Origin of the sequence: Antarcticimicrobium luteum (assembly GCF_004358185.1) — a bacterium.
In the GTDB taxonomy this organism is placed as follows: Bacteria; Pseudomonadota; Alphaproteobacteria; order Rhodobacterales; family Rhodobacteraceae; genus Antarcticimicrobium; species Antarcticimicrobium luteum.
Map to the genome: position 1 here is coordinate 1 of NZ_SMUV01000040.1, position 17,595 is coordinate 17,595.

8 protein-coding genes are annotated in these 17,595 nt (G+C 69.5%); 2 read left to right on the top strand and 6 right to left on the bottom strand.

Features of this window, described 5'->3' with window-relative positions:
* The 4 genes from E1832_RS02015 to E1832_RS02030 all read right to left on the bottom strand — a co-directional run.
* Positions 1 to 4,308: MupA/Atu3671 family FMN-dependent luciferase-like monooxygenase (locus E1832_RS02015; RefSeq protein WP_133358073.1), on the bottom strand; the 4,308-nt coding region annotated here is incomplete at its 3' end.
* Entirely contained in the window at positions 4,305 to 5,318 is a 1,014-nt protein-coding gene (locus E1832_RS02020) for a glycosyltransferase family 2 protein (RefSeq protein ID WP_133358074.1), read from the bottom strand. The genes E1832_RS02020 and E1832_RS02015, both read right to left, overlap by 4 nt.
* 4 nt (positions 5,319 to 5,322) lie before the next feature.
* Entirely contained in the window at positions 5,323 to 11,820 is a 6,498-nt protein-coding gene (locus E1832_RS02025) for a type I polyketide synthase (protein WP_425358956.1), read from the bottom strand.
* A gap of 285 nt (positions 11,821 to 12,105) precedes the next feature.
* On the bottom strand, positions 12,106 to 13,581 hold the full coding sequence (locus E1832_RS02030; RefSeq protein WP_133358076.1) for a hypothetical protein: 1,476 nt from the start codon (positions 13,579 to 13,581) through the stop codon (positions 12,106 to 12,108).
* Positions 13,582 to 13,817: 236 nt separating this feature from the next.
* On the opposite strand from E1832_RS02030, the gene E1832_RS02035 reads away from it, so the two are divergent.
* Positions 13,818 to 14,576, top strand: a complete 759-nt coding sequence (locus E1832_RS02035; RefSeq protein ID WP_425358957.1) for a WecB/TagA/CpsF family glycosyltransferase — start codon at positions 13,818 to 13,820, stop codon at positions 14,574 to 14,576.
* A 236-nt stretch (positions 14,577 to 14,812) separates the two neighbouring features.
* Here the strand turns inward: E1832_RS02035 and E1832_RS02040 are convergent, their stop codons facing one another.
* A complete protein-coding gene (locus E1832_RS02040; protein ID WP_133358077.1) occupies positions 14,813 to 15,229 on the bottom strand; it encodes a VOC family protein in 417 nt (138 codons plus the stop codon).
* Positions 15,230 to 15,503: 274 nt separating this feature from the next.
* On the bottom strand, positions 15,504 to 16,487 hold the full coding sequence (locus E1832_RS02045; RefSeq protein WP_206020982.1) for a glycosyltransferase family 2 protein: 984 nt from the start codon (positions 16,485 to 16,487) through the stop codon (positions 15,504 to 15,506).
* 132 nt (positions 16,488 to 16,619) lie between these two features.
* Here E1832_RS02045 and E1832_RS02050 point away from each other — a divergent pair, with 132 nt between their 5' ends.
* Positions 16,620 to 17,543, top strand: a complete 924-nt coding sequence (locus tag E1832_RS02050; RefSeq protein WP_165978772.1) for a glucokinase — start codon at positions 16,620 to 16,622, stop codon at positions 17,541 to 17,543.
* The last annotated feature ends 52 nt before the right edge of the window (positions 17,544 to 17,595 follow it).

The window sequence follows — 17,595 nt, forward strand, 5'->3', positions numbered from 1 at the left end:
GTTGCCCGCCGGCGGGGCAACCGGCGCCGCGCCCGCCGCCGGACGCGGCGCGCGCGCCGGGGCCGGGTCGGGCAGCGCCTTGCGGTCGATCTTTTGGTTGGGGGTCAGCGGAAAGGCGTCCAGCCGCGTGATCCGCGCCGGCACCATCACCTCGGGCAGGTGCCGGGCGAGTTCGGCGCGCAGGGCGGCCTCATCCACCGCCCCCTCGGCGGTGACATAGGCCAGCAGGCGCTGATCGCCCGTGCCGCTCTCCCGCGCGATGACCACGGCGCCAGTGATGCAGGGCTGACCCGCCAGCGCGGTCTCGATCTCGCCCAGTTCGATCCGCTGGCCGCGGATCTTGACCTGATGGTCGGTGCGGCCGAGGAAATCCAGGCGCCCGTCCGCCCGCCAGCGCACCAGATCGCCGGTGCGGTACATGCGCAGCGGCGCCGGACCGGCCAGACCGATTTCGTGGCCGAAGGGATCGGGCGGGAACCGCTCGGCCGTCATTTCGGCCCGGTTCCAATATCCGCGCGTCACGCCGGCGCCGCCGATGCACAGCTCGCCCGGAACCCCGATGGGGGCGGGGCGGCCCGCCGCGTCCAGCACATAGACGGCCGTATTGGCGATCGGCGTGCCAAGGTTGACGACGCCGCGCGCGGGCGCACCGACCGCCTCGCAGGTGGACCAGATCGTCGTCTCGGTCGGCCCGTACATGTTGAGGATGCGCGCGCCGGTGCATTCGCGCAGATCCGCGACCAGATCGCCGGGCAGCGCCTCGCCGCCCAGCAGCAGGTGTTGCACCCGCCCGAGCGCCAGCCGCGCCTCGTCGTTCATGGCGATGATTCGCGCCATGCTGGGCGTGCACTGCATATGAGTCACGTCATGGCGGATGATCTGCGCGGCGAGGGAAAAGTCGTCGGCCACAGGCGCGCTGGGCGCATTGGCCCGCACCAGCACCTCGGCCAGCGGCTTCAGCCCCGCCAGCACCAGATCGGGGGCGATGCCAAAGTCGATCAGGCAGGCGACCTCGTCCACTCCGATACGTTTGAGCTGCTCGACCCGCGCCAGCCCGTCCTCTACGGTGCCAAACAGGCCGGAGTCCTCGAAATACCGCTCGAAGGCGAAATCGAGGATCGCCTCCAACTCGTCCTCGCCCAGCACGCCCAGATCCATCTCGAAGGCGTTGGTGACGCCCTTGGGCTTTTTGAAGGCGGGAAAGGCCCAGGCGTATTGCTTGATCAGCCCGGCGGCCGCGCGCAAATACTCTTTCATCGGCCCGCGCGCCACCCGCGCCGCCTCTTCCCGGCTTTCGGCGAGATAGCTGTGCAGCATCAGCGTGACGGTGAACTCCCTGGGATCGTGCCCGTTCTCACGCAGCGCGGCGTGATAGAGGCGGATCTTTTCGCCCACCTCCTCGACGGACTGGCCCAGCAGGTGGGTCAGCACGTTGGCGCCGATCGCCCCGGCCTCTTTCCAGGTCTCGGGGTTGCCGGCGGTGGTGACCCAGATCGGCAGCTCCTTCGACACCGGGCGGGGCTGGGTGATGACGGAATGCATGGTGCCGTCCGCTTTCGGGAACTCCACCGCCTCGCCGCGCCAGAGCTTGCGCAGGGTCTCGATGGTCTCGAACATCGCGGGTTTGTTATTGGGCGGCGTGTTCTCGGGGCGCAGGATGAAATCGTCCGGCTGCCAGCCCGAGGCGATGCCGAGCGCCGCGCGCCCGTTGGTGAGATTATCGATCACCGCCCACTCCTCGGCGATCCGTGCCGGATGGTGCAGCGGCGCGACGCAGCTGCCCGCCCGCACCGAGAGGTTTTGCGTCACCGCAGCGACGGCGGCGCCGGTGACCGAAGGGTTGGGGTAGGGGCCGCCGAAGGCATGGAAATGCCGCTCCGGCGTCCAGACGGCGTTGAAGCCATGGGCATCGGCGAATTTCGCCCCTTCGAGCAGCAGCTCGTATTTCTTTGGACCGACCCCGTCGTCATTGCCCCAGTACATCAGGTTGAAATCGATCGGGCGGTCGCTGATCGCCAGCGGCCCCTGCGAAACCACGGCGCGGTTGTCATCCCCGGCGAGCACCAGTTTGAAGCCGCGCGCCAGCGTCCAGAACAGCTCCAGCACCGAGATGTCGAAGCCGAGCGAGGTCACCGCCAGCCAGGTGCCGTTGCCGGGCACACCGATGCGCGCGTCCATCCCGGTAAAGAAGTTGGCGACGTTGCGGTGTTCGACCATCACCCCCTTGGGCGTGCCGGTGGAGCCGGAGGTGTAGATCAGATAGGCCAGATCGGCGCCGCCGGCGCCGCCATCGACATTTTCGGCCTGTTCGCCCGTGCCGTCATACTCGACGATCGCCGCGTCGGCCTCGGGCAACTGGCCGCGCAGGGCGGCATCGGTAACGATGACCGAGGCGCGGCTGTCGGAAATGTAATGGGCGATGCGGTCGGCCGGGTAGGCGGGGTCGAGCGGCACATAGGCGCCACCGGCCTTCATGATCGCCAGCGCGGCCACCACCATTTCCGGCGCGCGGCGCAGGTAGAGGCCCACATGCGCCCCCGGCGCCACACCCTTGCCGCGCAGGAGGGCGGCCAGCGCATTGGCCCGCGCGTCAAGCCGCGCATAGGTGAGGGCGCGGTCTTCGAAGACAATCGCGGTGGCGTCGGGGGTTTTCGCCACCTGACGCTCGATGGCGCCGTGGAGGGTCAGGTCCGGATCATAGTCGCCTGCGGTCTGGTTCCAGCCAGAAACCGTCTTGCGCCGCTCCGAGGCGGGCAGGATGTCGAGCGTCCCCAATTCGGTCGAATCATCGGCCTGCGCCGCCGCCTGCATCGCCGCCTCGAGCCGGCGGGCCAGCACCTCGGCGGCCTCCTCGTCCAGCCGGGCGCGATCCACGTGCAGGCTGACACGCTCGCCCCGCAGGGTCACGGTGGCGGCGCTCTCGGCCACCGGCCCGGCGCCGTCCAGCGCCAACGCGATGCCCGGCGCGCCGGTCCAGTCGATCTGCGGATCGCGGGCGACGAGATCGCGCGCAAAGCCGCTATTGGCGGCGCTGTCGCGGATGCGTCTGAGCGTTTCCGATGTCTCGGTCAGCGTCGCGCCGCTGCGGATCTGCAGCGGAACCCAGCCGGAGACATAGCCCGGCGCAGTGGCCGCCGCGTCGGCAAGCGCCGGATCGGTCAGCGCCAGATCGGCCGCCTCCTCGCCGCTGCTCAGCAGCGCCCAGGCCAGCACCGCGAGCGCGGCGCGGCCCGGCTCCAGCCCGTCGGGTGTGGCGATGCGCAAGGTCTCCCACTCCGGCGCGCCGGGGGCGGTGCCCGCCAGCGGCACCGGAACCGGGCGCATCGCCGCCAGCGCCCGGCGCCACTGCGGCTCGTGCTTGACCGTCGCCGCCAGCGCCCCGGCCAGCCGCAACGCCTCGGCGCTGTCCGGGCTCGGCAGGCTGTCGCCCGGCCCGGCCAGATCGGCGGGCGACAGCGCCGCGCCCTCGCAGGTGGTGAGCCGCGACAGCCGCAGCGCCCCTTCGCCGGTGGCGACGGTCAGACTGTCGCGGTCCAGTTCGATCACGGTGCCGGGCAGGCCCCGGGCGGCGCCGGCCGGTTCCGCCGCGCCCACCAGCACCAAACGGCCGGCGATCTCGACCTTGGGACAGGCGAGCGGGTTCCAGTAGCCGCCGAAATCCAGTGCCCGCACCAGCGCCGCAAGCTCTGCCGCCGGGCGGTGAAAATCGAGCCGCCCCGCCGCCGCGGGACGCGCATCGCGGGCGAAATAGCTGCGCTGGTTCAGATCCTGGGCGCGGCGCTCCGGCGTGCCGCTTTCCAGTTGGTCCAGCACGGCCGGAAAGCTGTCCATCGCCGCGCCGTAGCATTTGGAGTTCAGGGAAAAGGCGGTGTCGTCCGGAGCGATGTCGAAATGCGCCTGCGCCAGAATATCGCCCTCGTCGACGCCGCCCGCGATCATGTGCCAGGTGATGCCATACTCCGCCTCGCCGGCGATCAGCGCCCAGACCGGCGCGTTGATCCCGGCATAGCGCGGCAGCGGTCCGTCATGGAAATTGACGGCGCCCTGTGCGGGCAGGGTCAGCACCGCATCGGGGATCAGGGACAGATTGGCGACGGAGAACAGCCAGTCGAACCCGCCCTGCCCGAACCGGTCCGTCAGCGCGGAAATCTTCTCTTCCAGCGGCAGGCCGTTCTGCTGCGCCCAGGCGCGGATTTCGGCATCGCGGGAGACCACGGCGCGGATCTCGTGACCACGCTCGCGCAGGGTTTCGCCGCAGCCGATGAGCAGGGATTCATTACCAATCAGAACACAGGAAAACGGGGTCATTTCTTATCCTTGGCCACAGTGTGGGGTACGGGAAAGGGGGGAATGCGCATCGGGCGCTGCCGCCCCGCGCGCATGTCGTGAAAAATCAGATCGCGCAGGAACCGGTCGGGATCGGCCTGCGGCTTGCCCGAGACGGCGCGGCGCATCTGCCAGATCGCCTGACCGGCCACCCGCGCAAGCGTGGCGGCGGCGGCATAGGGACGCCCGTGGTTCTTGGCAAAGTAATGGCGGCGCGATTCGAACCAATAGGACGGGGTGCGCGGCCAGTCCTTCATGCCGGTCGAGGCGGACCCCAGGTGGATCACCTTGCTTTGCGGCAGGAAATAGGTGTCCCAGCCGGCCCGCGCCGCGCGCAGGCAGAGATCGGTCTCCTCGAAATAAAGAAAGAACGTCTCGTCGAACAGGCCGATCTGTTCCAGCATCTCGGCGCGTAACATCAGGCTGGCGCCGGCGGCCCAGTCGACCCGGGTTTCGGTCTCGGGGACCGGAATCGCCACGATGGCGCTCTTCAGCAGGCGCGAGACCGGGCCGGTGCGCGCGGCCATCTCGAATTCGCCGGCGATGGAGGGAAAGCGGAACGCGGCACGATGCGGCACGCCGTCCTCACCTTCAACAAAGCTGCCGGCCAGACCCGCGCCGGGATGGGTGACCAGAAAATCGCGCAGATGCCGGATCGCGTCCGGTTCGGGCCAGGCATCGGAGTTCAGCAGGTAATAGAAATCCGCCGCCTCGCCGCCGGACAGGCCGGTGCGGATGCCAAAGTTCATCCCGGCGCCAAAGCCGCCGTTGCGCCCCGCGTCCACAACCCGCAGCCGGCCCTGCGCGGTCCAGCCGCGCGCCTCGGCCTCGGCCGAGATCCGCGCGAACGAGCCGTCACCCGAATCGTTGTCGACGATCAGAACCTCGCCGGGCATCCCGTCCATCGCGCGCAGGGCGGCGCCGGCGGATTTCAGCGTCAGATCCGGCGTGCGATAGTTCAGGATGATCGTCAGGACAGTCGGTGCTTTCATCGTATCACTCCGCCGCTTCGGCCCAGCCGGGCGAGGCTCCGCCGCCCGGCGCATCGCCGTTCTCCGCCCGGTCGACAAAGCGTTTCATCCGCTCGGCCAGCACACTGACATTGGGCACCAGCACCATGCTATCATGATCGCCCGGCACCTCGACGACCTGCAGGCGCGGGGCCCAGCGGGTCCAGTCATTGTCGGGATAGACATATTCCTTGGCCGCGCTCACCCAGCGCCCGCCCGAGACCTTCCAGTGGCGGTCGAGCGGCGGGCGGAACAGCACCAGCGGGCCGTTCCAGGGTTTCAGTTCGTACCGTTCGACAGCCTCGCGGAAGGCGGCCTCGATCTTGGCGTTGTCGAAGGCGGTCGCGGTGTTGATCGCCACCGGCGCGCGGCGTTTCTCGATCTCCCAGCGGACACGGTCGCCGGCCCATTCGCGCAGGTAACGCGGCCCCTTGCGGCGCAATTCCTGCATCTTGATCAGTGCCTTGTCCCGGCGGCTCAGCCCGGGGCGTACCGGCAGCGGCGTATCGAGAAGCACCAGCAGCGCCACCTCTTCGCCCGCGGCCTCGAGCTGGCGCGCCATTTCATAGGCGGCGATGCCGCCGCCCGAGAACCCGCCCAGCAGATAGGGGCCATGCGGCTGCACCTGGCGCAGCTCGGCGATATAGTCGGCGGCGGCCTCCTCCATCCGGCGGTGCGGCTCGTCGGTGCCGATCAGCCCGCGCGCCTGAAGCCCCCAGACCGGCCGGTCGCGGCCAAGCATCAGCGCCAGATGCCGCAGGTTCAGCACATTGCCGAACATGCCGGCGACCAGGAAGAAGGGCGCGCGCGCGCCGCTGTCTCCCTTGTGCAGGGGCACCAGGTGGGTGAAGGCGGCGGCGCCAGGCGCAGGCGCAGACGCGGTTTCGCCGGCCTCGTCCATCTCTCCGCCGCGCCCGGTGCGCTGCATGATCAGATCGGCGAGCGCGGCCACGCTTGGCGCCTCGAACAGGGTGGCGAGGGGAAACTCCACATCAAACAGCCGGCTGATGCGCGAGAACAGCCGCACGGCGATCAGCGAATGCCCGCCCAGGTCAAAGAAACTGTCCTGCGTGCCCACGCGGGAGACGCCCAGCAGCGACTCGAACAGCCCGGCGAGGGTCTTTTCGATCCCGGTCTGCGGCGCGACATAGGCGGTGTCCAGATCGGGCCGGTCGAAGCTCTGCCCGTCCTCGGCGCCCCGGGGGGCGGCCACGTGATCGGCCTGCGCGATCAGCGCCGGCAGATCGAGCGAGCTGATCACCACCTGCGGCAGACCCAGCGCCAGCGCGCGGCGCAGCGCCTCCGGCCCTTCGTCGGGGCGAATGCCCTGGGCGATATTGCGCCGCAGCCGCTGTTCCTCGGGCGAGAGCGGCGCATCGCCGCCACGCGCCGCCAGCCCCAGCGCCACCGCGTCCGCATCGGCGCGAGTGGGCTGGGCGAGGTCCAGCGCCGCCTCGGTGCGCTTCATCTCGAAACCGTCGATCTCAAGGCAGACCCGGCCCTGCGGATCACAGAGGGTCACGTCGAAACTGACGAACCCCTCTGCCGGGGCCGCGCCCGGGGTCAGGCGCACCCAGCTGCGGATCTCGCCCGGCAGCGGCGCCAGCACCCGCACCGCGCGGTAGGAGACCGGCACCCAGAGCGAGCTTCCGTCATAGTCCGGCGCCAGCGCGATCGCCCAGCCGGTGGCAATGTCCAGAAGCCCGGGGTGCAGCCGGTAGCCCTGCGCCAGATCGCCATGGAAGTCCTGCGGCAGGCTGAGCGTGGCAAGACCCTCGTCCCGGCCCAGAGCCGTTCGCCGCAGCACATGCCAGCGCGGACCGAAGCGCAGATGCGCCTCCTGCGGGCTGGTCAGCCGGGCGCCCGGCGCCGCGCTCTCGGCGCGGTCGCAGCGGGCGGCGATCTCGGACAGCGCCAGCGGCGCCGCGGTCAGGCCGGGGCGCGGCCGCAGGCGGGCCTGGGCGTTGAGGACAAAGCCCTGCGCCTCGTCGTGGCCCAGTGCCGAATGGACGGTGAAATTCAACCCGCCGCCCTCGGGTTCCAGCCGCACCACCGCGCGGCGGGGGGCGTCGTCGCCCACCTGCAGGGGGCGCAGGAAATAGAGGTCACGGATCTCAAACGGGGTCTCGCCCCCATGCGCCGCCAGCGCCTCGGCCGCCAGTTCCAGATAGCCGGTGCCGGGCATCAGCGCCGCGCCGTTCTTCAGCCGGTGCTGATCGAACACCCAGCGGTCCTGGGCGTCATAGACGGAGACGAACAGCCGGTTGCCCCCGGCGTCAAAGCCGGTCTCGTCCAGCAGCGGCTGGTCGATGCGGTCGCGTGCGGTCGGGTGGCCGGCCTTGTCGCGCGCCGCCACCGCCTCGGCGGCCATGCCGACCTGCGCCCAGACCCCCCAGTCCACCGCCATCACGCGGGTGGCGCCGCCCTGCCGCCCGGCAGCAAAGGCGTTGAGATACTCATTGGCGGCGACATAGTCGATCTGCCCCGCCGGCCGCGTCGCGGTCGAGGAGGAGGAGAACAGCACCATCAGCTCAAGCATCCCGTCGGGGAACAGCTGGTCCAGCACCCGTAGCCCGGTGACCTTGGGGGCAAAGACCTGCGCAACGCCCATCTCGGTCTTGGCCAGGATCGGGCCGTCGTCGATATGGCCGGCGGCGTGGATGACCCCGGTGATCGCGCCGAAACGGGCCTCGGCGGCGCTGACCGCCTCGCGCATCTGGGCGCTGTTGCAGACATCGGCGGCGATCGCCATCGCCGCGCCCTTGCCCGCTGCCTCCAGCTGCTGCAGGGCGCGGATGCGGCCGGCGATCCGGTCGGCGGGGCTGTGGCCGGAGAGATAGGCCTCCCACTCCCCGCGCGGCGGCAGCGCCTCGCGCGACAGCAGGATCACGTTTGCCTCATGCGCGCGAATCAGCGCACCGGCCAGCGTCAGCCCGATGCCGCCGAAACCGCCGGTGATCAGATAGGTGCCACCCTGTTTCCACACCGGCGTCTCAGGTTCGGGCAGCGGGACGGGCCGCCATTTGCGCAGGAAGCGTTTGCCGTCCCGCAGCGCGGCGGTTCCGTCGCCGGGCTCGGCGAACAACTCTTCCAGTACCTGCGGCAGCAGCGGGGCGAGCGGATCCTCATCGGCGCCGCCGATCAGGCGCGTCAGCAGACCGGCGCGGCCGCGCAGCGGCAGGGTGAGGTCCACCGTGGCGCAGCTGACCCCCGGCATCTCGTGCGGCAGCACGCCCAGGGGACCGGCGATCATAGCCTTTTCGGGATAGGGCAACCCCTCGTCCCGGACCTGCGCCGCGCCGGTGGTGAAGACGGTCAGATGCACCGGCGCCTCCAGTTCGGCGGCGCCCAGCGCCTGGCCCAGATACATCAGGCTGAAGACCCCCTGTTCCAGGTTGCGGTCGTAGAACGAACTGCCGGGACGGAAACGCTCCGCGTCCGTGACCAGCCAGAAATGGCCGATCCGGGTGGGCGCGCGCCCGGTCTCGGCCAGATCGGCGATCAGGCTGTCATAGCCGAACCGCCCCTGTTCGGGCGGCAGCAGGTAGTGATCTTCGGCCAGCCGCGCGTAGGTGTCGCCGGGACTGACCCGGGTGACGGTATGGCCCGCCTGTCGCAGCCGGTCGGCGACCCGTGCCGCCAGCCCCGCGTCATCCTCGAACAGCAGCCAGTTTTGCCTCTCCGCTGTCTCCAGCTCGGTCTCCACGTCGATTTCGCAATCGGCGGGGCGCGGCCGCCAGGCCGGGCGATACCCCCAGCGCGTGATGTCCTCGATACGGGTCAGCGCTGTCTCGGCGCTTGGCGCCGTCTGCGGCGTCCCCGGCTCGATGAAATAGCGGCTGGACTGGAACCGATAGGTCGGCAGCGGCAGCCGGTGCCGTTTCGCCTCGCCCCAGATCTGCGGCCAGTCGGCCTCGACCCCGCAAGCCCAGAGCCGCCCGATCACGCCAAGGAAATAGGTGTCGTCGGCGATCGCCTGTTCGGGGTGGCGCAGCGAGGACAGCACCTGCCCCGGCTCCACCGTGTCCGACATCTGCGCCAGCGAACTCAGCGCCTTGCCCGGGCCGACCTCGAGGAACACCCGTTTCGGTCCCGCCGACAGGGCGGTGATGCAATCGGCGAAGCGGACCGTGTTTCGCAGCTGGTCCACCCAGTACTGCGGATCGGTGGCCTGTTCGGCGGTGAGCGGCTGGCCGGTGCGGTTCGACATCACCGGCAAGGTCGGGGCGGCAAGCGGGATCTTGTGCAGAAACGCCCGGAAATCGTCCAGAATCGGGTCGAGCATGCGTGAATGCGCAGCGATGTCGATCGGCACCCGCTGATACTCGATCTCGCGCGCCTCCAGCACCTCGGCCAGCCGGTCCAGCGCCGCCTGCGGTCCGGACACGGCGCAAAGCTGCGGCGCGTTGACGCTGGCGATGTCGAGATCGGCGCCCAACAGCGCGCGCAGGTCGCTTTCGGCCAGCGAAACGCTCAGCATGCCGCCCGGCGCCACGGTGTCGAACAGCCGCCCGCGCAGCAGCACCAGATCGATGCAATCCTCGAAGGACATCACCCCGGCCAGACAGGCGGCGGTATTCTCGCCCATTGAATGACCGACCAGCGCGGCGGGGCGCACGCCCCAGCTGATCCAGAGCTGGGCCAGCGCGTATTCCACGATCATGATCAGCGGCAGTTGCGCCGAGGGTTTGGTGAGGATCCTGTCCGCCTCTTGCCGGGCAGCCTCATCGGCGGGCAGCCACAGCGCGCGCAGGTCATAGTCGAGCTGCGGTTCCAGGTGATCGAGGCCCCGGTCCATCCAGTCGGCGAACACCGGCTCGGTCTCGTAAAGATCGCGCGCCATGCCGGCGAACTGTGCGCCGCCGCCGGGGAACATGAACACCGTCTCCGGGGCCTCGCCCAGCCGGTCATGGGTGAAGACGCGGCGCGGATCGCCCGCCTCGAGCAGATCGGCGGCCTCCTGCGCGGTCTCGGCCACCAGCACCCGGCGTTTGTCGAAGGCGCGGCGACCCTGTTTCAGCGTAAAGGCGACATCGGCCAGCGGCAGGTCCGGATTGGCCCGCAGGTGATCGGCCAGCGCGCGGGCATTGGCATCCAGCGCCGTCCGCGTCCGCCCCGACAGGCAGAGGATATGAAAGGGAAACTCGCTGTCCTCCGAGGCGCCGCGCTCCGGCGCCTCCTCGAGGATCGCATGGGCATTGGTGCCGCCGACGCCCAGCGCGTTGACGCCGGCGCGGCGCGGCCCGTTGCGCGGGGTCCAGTCGCTGAGCCGGTCGTTCACCTTGAACGGCGAATGCTCGAAATCGATCGCCGGGTTCGGCGCCTCATAGCCCAGCGAGGGCGGGATTTCCCCGTGCTTCAGCGCCAGCGTGGTCTTGACCAGCCCGGCCACCCCCGCCGCGGTGTCGAGGTGACCGATGTTGGTCTTGACCGACCCAAGCCGGCAGAACCCCGTTTCGGCGGTCTGTCGGCGATAAGCATCGGTCAGGGCCGCAACCTCGATGGGATCGCCCAGATAGGTGCCGGTGCCGTGGCATTCGACATAGTCGATGGTCTCGGCCGCGACGCCCGCCGCATTCAACGCCAGCGTGACCGCCTCGGACTGCCCGTCCACCGAGGGCGCGAGATAGCCGGCCTTGGCGGCCCCGTCGTTATTGACCGCGCTGCCCTTGATCACCGCCCAGATATGATCGCCGTCGGCGATCGCGTCGTCGAGCCGCCGCAGCGCCACCACGCCGGCGCCGGAGCCAAAGACGGTGCCCTGCGCCCTGTGGTCGAAGGCGTGGCAATGCCCGTCGGGCGAGAGGATCTCGTTCTCCTTGTAAAGATACCCGCGCCCCTGCGGCAGCTCGATGGTCACGCCGCCCGCCAGCGCCATGTCGCATTCGCCGTCGCGCAGCGCCTTGGCGGCGTAGTGGACCGCCACCAGCGAGGTGGAGCAGGCGGTCTGCAGGTTGATCGAGGGTCCGTGCAGGTCGAACACATGGCTGACCCGGGTGGACAGGAAATCCTTGTCGTTGCCGGTGTGGCGCAGCAGGAACATGCCCACGTCGTCCACCAGCCCGGGGTTGGAGCAGATGTTGAAATAGAAATAGCTCCCCATGCCGCAGCCGGCATAGACGCCGACCGGGCCGGCGATGCTCTCGGGGGGATGGCCGGCATCCTCCATCGCCTCCCAGGCGACTTCCAGGAACTTGCGGTGCTGCGGATCGAGGATCGCCGCCTCCTTGGGGGAGAAACCGAAGAACTCGGGGTCGAACCGGGCGAAATCCTCCAGCGGGGCGGCGGCCGGGACATAGTTGGGGTCCGCCAGCAGCGCGGGATCCTCGCCATTGGCCAGCAACTCCTCCTCGCTCAGGCGGCGGATCGATTCCGTCCCGGCGCGCAGATTGTCCCAGAAGGCTGCGGTCGAGGCGGCCCCGGGCATGCGTACCGACATGCCGACGATGGCGATGTCGCCGGGTCTGCTTTTCTCTGCGTTCATCGTCATATCCCGACCACTCGATCCCAACCCATCGTTTCCGGCCCATCATTCCCTGCGTGCCCCGATCCCGGAAACCCTGGCTCCGGGCGGCAGGCGAACAGGGCCCTCACCCCAGGCCCTCCGTTCCGCCGATTGCCGACAGCGGCCGGGAAAGGACCGGCGCTGGAAAATATATAAACCACTATGCGGCCTTGCGCATGGTTGCCTTGATCTGCGCCCAATTGGGCTTGGGTAAGGACAGATTGTGGCGATTTCGGCCCACACCGGCCTTTCCCGGCGGTCTCGTCAGAGCGTGGTGCGCTGCCCCGGACGTTTGCGCCGCCCGATCGCCGGCCCTTTTCCGAACAGGGGGCGGGGGGCCGGCGCCGATGCCAGTGACGGCGTTCCGGGCCGGGCCGGTTGGCCGATCTGTTCACTATAACCCAGCAGCGCGCCGGCGCACATCCAGGTCAGCGGAATCAGCGTGGCGTTCAGCAGCATGTCCATCATCGTCACCGCCAGCAGGATGGCCACCGATGCCGCATAGGGCGAGAAATGCGCCGGCAGGCCAGCCCGCGTGCGCCGCCAAAGCAGCAGCAGCGGCAGCGCCAGCAGCCCCATCTCGGCGATGTAACCGGCCCAGCCATAGGTGCCGAACACGATGATCCAGCGTCCGTCGGGCACCGTTGCGGAGCGGCCGGATTCAGGATCGTGCAGCAGGTTTCGGCCCCAGCCGCCCCAGCCGAACCAGGTTTTCTCGCCGGCCCGGTCGAGCAGGATCTGTTCGTTCTCGAAGCGATAGGCCAGCGAGGCGGCCCGGTCCGGATTGATCGCCATGGCCCGCTCCAGAATCGCGTCGAGTGGAATCATGCCGGTGTTTCGCAGCACCGGGTAGGTCACCGCGATCAGTGCCAGGATCGCGGTGATCCGCAACTGCATACGCGGATCGGCGATAAGGATCACCGGCAGGAAGACCAGCGCGTAGAGCTGAGAGGCCAGGCTCTTGCACAAAAACAGCACCCCGGCGAGGTAGACCACGGTCAGGATCAGCCGCGCCTTTTTCGAATCTGCCGCCTGGCGCAGCAGCGCCGCGCTGGACAGCAGCGCATAGACCATGAACAGCGCCAGCCACAGCGCATGTTGCAGGAACACGATGGGCCGGAAGCCGCCGTCGCGCATCATCTGCTCGAAACTGTGCTGGAAAAAGCCGTAGATCCAGGTGTTGAACTGCGGGCTGAGCCGGACCTCAAGCAACGCCGGGACCGAATAGATCAGCCCGCCCACCATCATCGCCAGCAGCAACTCGCGCAGTCCGGTTTCCGAGGCCAGGAACTGCCGCCCCAGCAGGAAGGGCAGCAAAACGATGGCCTGCTTGATGGTCAGGGAGGCCAGGTCGCGCAGGTTCAGGCCGGGAATTTGGAACGGTCCGGCCTCGGTGCTGCCGGGGGCGAAATAGAGTGCCGGATCGCCGTTGCTCAGGACGGTGGGAACGGTGCCGATCAGAAACAGAACGATCAGCCCCCGCGCCAGCCGGCTCTGCGGCCAGAGCGAGATCCGGTGCCCCAGCACCAGCGCCACGATCAAAAAGGCGCTGACGCTGGGCAGCGAGTCCTTGTCCATCGCGGGGACCAGCGGCAGGTCGAAGGCGACCCGGGGCGGCAACAGCAGGTAGCCGCCCAGAATGCACCAGATCAGGCCGCGTTCCAGCGGCATGCGTTTCAGCAGGACAAGGCAGACCAGCGGCCATGTCAGCAGCACGATCGAGGCAAGGGTATTGGGCATTGGCGGGTCTGCTCGGGTTCCTGTCTTGGGGCGCGCGGGACGCGCCCGGCACCGAGTCTAGCAAGTTGTGCCGGGCTTGTCCCGCCCGCCGGGCCGGTCACCGACAGCTCAGGACTGGTTCGGGGGCGGTCCGGGACCGGCCCGGGGCGCGGATACAACGGCCGGCCGGGAATTTTCCCGATGCTCTGGCGCGGCGGGCGCATCCGGCCTATGCCGGGCGGACCAGGAGGACGTGCGTGCAGTTCCGTTTCTTTGATCAGACGATCCGCATCAACATGCCCACGCGCGCCGCGCTGACCGCCGAGGTGCGCCAGCGCCTGCGCGCCGGCGAAGGGTTCGCGCTGGCCACCGTCAACCTCGATCACCTGGCCAAGATGACCGCCTCGGCCGGATTCGCGCGGGTCTATGGCGCGCAGGATCTGGTGGTCGCCGACGGCTGGCCGGTGGTTGCGCTGTCGCGGCTGGCGGGACGGCAGGTCGACCTGATGCCGGGCTCGGATCTGGTGGTGCCGCTCTGCCGGCTGGCGGCGGAAGAGGGCGCGCGGGTGGCGCTGGTGGGCAGCACCGATCAGGCGCTTCGCGATGCCGCTGGCGTGTTGCAGGGCACTGTTTCGGGGCTGAACATCGTGCTGACCGTCGCGCCGTCGGGGGTGTTCGACCCCGATGGCGAGGAGGCTGCCGGAATCCTGCGGGCGCTGGGCGACGCGGGGGTGCAGCTGTGTTTCCTCGCGCTGGGCGCGCCAAAGCAGGAAAGCTTTGCCGCCCGCGGCCGCGTCCTGGCGCCGGCGGTGGGCTTTGCCTCGATCGGGGCGGGGCTGGATTTCCTCGGCGGTCATCAGGTCCGGGCGCCGCGCCTGATGCGGCGGCTCGGGCTGGAATGGCTGTGGCGGATGCTGAGCAGCCCGGCCCGCATGGTGCCGCGCTATGCGCGCAGCGCGGCGGTGCTGCCGGTGCAGGCGGTGCGGGCGCTGCGGTTGCGCTGGTTCGGGGAATAGGCGCCGGGCCGCGGTATCGGGCTTTCGCCCCGGCGTTTCCGGCGCATCCCTATGACCTGCTGAAAATTCAGAGAGAAACCGGGGGCAACCCGGCAGGCGCAAGCCCCTTACTGGATGTGTTGGGGGCCGCGCTCCAAACGGGGCGCGGTCATCAACAGGACGATTGACCGCCATGAGCCCACAACAAGAATCTCCAGCAATGTGGCGAACGGCTTTTGCCGCCGGGGTAACCCGCGCTATTCGTCTCGCCCAGGTTCGCTCGGATCGTTGGAGAACAGTGCGATCTTGTTGCCTTGAGGATCGCGCAGGTAGCCAACGAAAAATTGTGGTCCGTATGAATCGCGGAAGCCCGGCTGACCCTCGTCAGAGCCGCCTGCGACAAGCGCGGCGGCGTGAAGGTCACGAACCTGCTTTTGATTGCGCGCCTCGAAGGCGACCATAGACCCGTTCCCAGCCGAGGCGGGGCGTCCATCGAAGGTTGGTTTGACGTAGAAATCAGGCAGAATGGCAGGCTGGCCCGGTGGGACGGGCAGAGCGTAGCTAAGGCCCTCTGGCCCCTCCTCAAGCTCGTAGCCAAGGGCCGACAGGAACGCAGAGTAAAACCGCTTTGCGCGCGCGATGTCATCAGCACCCACTGTGACGTAAGCAATCATGCTTTGCGTTTCCTTCCGGACGTTTGGGTGTTCCTAAGAGACTGCCGCATTGATGCAGGCTAACACACTATTTGGCCCTCTGTTGAATCTCCCAAAGCCGACAATGGTGCATTTGCAGCGAACGCGAACTCTGTCCCGATAGCGGACATCCGCGAAAGGACGCGCCCCGCTGATTTCTGCGGGGGCGGTCATCCGTTGCGACCCCTGTTGCACCGGGTTCCATCCGTGGCGTTTCAATACATCCGGCAAGGGACTTGCCGGGAGGAGTGGCCCCCTATCTATACTCCATGATCCCGCGCCGCTGCCCGCGCAGCCGCCGCAGATGAAACTCCACCGCTCCCTGCGCCTCGGCGAATTTGCCCAGAACGGTGAACAGCGCGGCCTCCCACCGCCCCGGGCCGTGATCGCGCAGCGCCAGCCGCAGCACCTGCGCCGGGTAGATCAGCGCCAGCAGTCCCGCCCAGGGCGTCGCCAGCATCGCCAGCAGGATTGCCAGCGGCAGCGCGGCGCCCCAGACCAGCGCCCGGCGGCCCTCGGCCACCCAGTGCCGCTCGGGTCCCTTTCCATGCAGATGCGCGCCCTCGGCAAAGGCATGGCCGGCGCGTCGGCTGCGTCGCCACCACTGGCCGAACCGCAGGATACGGGCATCGTGAAGGGTCATTTCCGCGTCGAGGCGCCGGATGGTCCAGCCGGCGCGGCGCAGGCGCAGACACATCTCGGGCTCCTCCCCCGCGATCAGATCGTCGCGGAACCCGTCCACCGCGTCCAGCGCCGCGCGGCGCATCAGTGCGTCGCCGCCGCAGGCCAGTGCCTCGCCAGCCGGCGTGTCCCATTCCCGGTCGCACAGCCGATTGTAAACGGAATGCTCGGGATGTTCCTCGCGCCGCCGGCCACAGGCGGCGGCGACCCCGGGGTGACCGGCAAGGTATGCGGCGGCGGTTTCGATCCAGCCGGGCGAAACCGTACAGTCCCCATCCACAAACTGTACGAAATCGGCGCCGCCGCCGTCCAGCCGCGCCAGACCGGCATTGCGCGCCCGCGCGGCGGTGAAGGGGTAGCTCATGTCCAGCGCCACCACCTCGGCGCCCGCCGCCTGCGCCGCCGCGACGCTGCCGTCGGTCGAGCCGGAATCGACATAGACGATGCGCCCGACCCGGCCGTCGAGCGAGGCCAGGCAGGCGATCAGCCGCGCCCCCTCGTTGCGGCCGATCACCACCGCGTCGATCCGCGACCGGTCCGCTGCCCGGGCTGTCCCCACTGTCCTGATCCGCCTTTGCTGTTCCTGGCGCTCAGCCTAGCCGCTTCGCCGCCACCTGCAAGGCGCGCTGTCGTCTTGGCGATCGGCCCGGAATGAGGCAGCATGCGCAGACCGGAAGGGGGAGGGCCGCACATGACAGTTCTGCTGGCCGATATGGGCGGCACCGCGAGCCGTCTTGCGCTGCTGCGCGGCGATGGCGGGCTGCAATGCGCGGTGAGGTGGCGCAACGACAATTACGCCGGGCCGGGTCCGCTGCTCGCGCGGTATCTGCGCGACTGCGGCGCGCCGCCGCTCCGCGCGGCCTGCATCGCGGTGGCCGGGCCGGTGGCGCCGGGGGCGGTGCGGTGGACCAATCGCGACTGGGCCTTTGAGCGGGGAGAGATGGCCGCGCTGCTGCGGCTGCCGGGGGCCGCAGCGCTGCGGGTGGTCAACGATCTGACGGCGCTGGCGCTGGCGCTGCCGGGCCTGGGCGCGGCGCAGTTGGAGACCCTGCGCGCGCCGGTGCCCGAGGCGTCGGGAAACGGTCAGGCGCTGGTCGCCAATTGCGGCACCGGCTTTAACGTCGGGCTGGTGCGGGCCACCCCCGCCGGTCCCGTCGCCTGGGAGGCCGAGCTGGGCCATGCCGCCTTGCCGGTGACGGTCGCCGCCGAACTGGGCGCGATGGCCGGCGCCTTTGCGAGCATCGAGGCGCTGTTTTCCGGCGCCGGGCTTGCCCGCCTGCACGCGTCGCGGCACGGCGGCGAGCACACCGCGCAGCAGCTGGTGGAGGCGGCCGGGACCGATCCGGCCGCGCGCGGCAGCGTCGCGCAGATGGCCAGGTCGATGGGGCTGCTGGCGCGGGAACTGGTCGCCGCCTATCTGCCGCGCGACGGGGTTTTCTGGGCGGGCAGCATGGCGCGCGGGGTGCTGGGCACAGACGCGCGCGCCGATTTCCTGGGGGCGCTGGCCGCGCCGGGGCCGCTTGCGCAGACCCGGGCGGCGATCCCGGTCGCGGTGATCACCGACGATGCCGCGGCCCTTGGCGGGCTGGCGGCCCTGGCCGCCGCATTGCCTTAGAGCGGCGCCCCGAAACACCGGCGAAACACCCGCGACACCGGTTGACGGCGCA

Coding starts and splice junctions, on each gene's coding strand:
- E1832_RS02030 (WP_133358076.1), bottom strand. CDS start 13,581: ATGCCCAATACCCTTGCCTCGATCGTGCTGCTGACATGGCCGCTGGTC.
- E1832_RS02040 (WP_133358077.1), bottom strand. CDS start 15,229: ATGATTGCTTACGTCACAGTGGGTGCTGATGACATCGCGCGCGCAAAG.
- E1832_RS02050 (WP_165978772.1), top strand. CDS start 16,620: ATGACAGTTCTGCTGGCCGATATGGGCGGCACCGCGAGCCGTCTTGCG.
- E1832_RS02025 (WP_425358956.1), bottom strand. CDS start 11,820: ATGAACGCAGAGAAAAGCAGACCCGGCGACATCGCCATCGTCGGCATG.
- E1832_RS02020 (WP_133358074.1), bottom strand. CDS start 5,318: ATGAAAGCACCGACTGTCCTGACGATCATCCTGAACTATCGCACGCCG.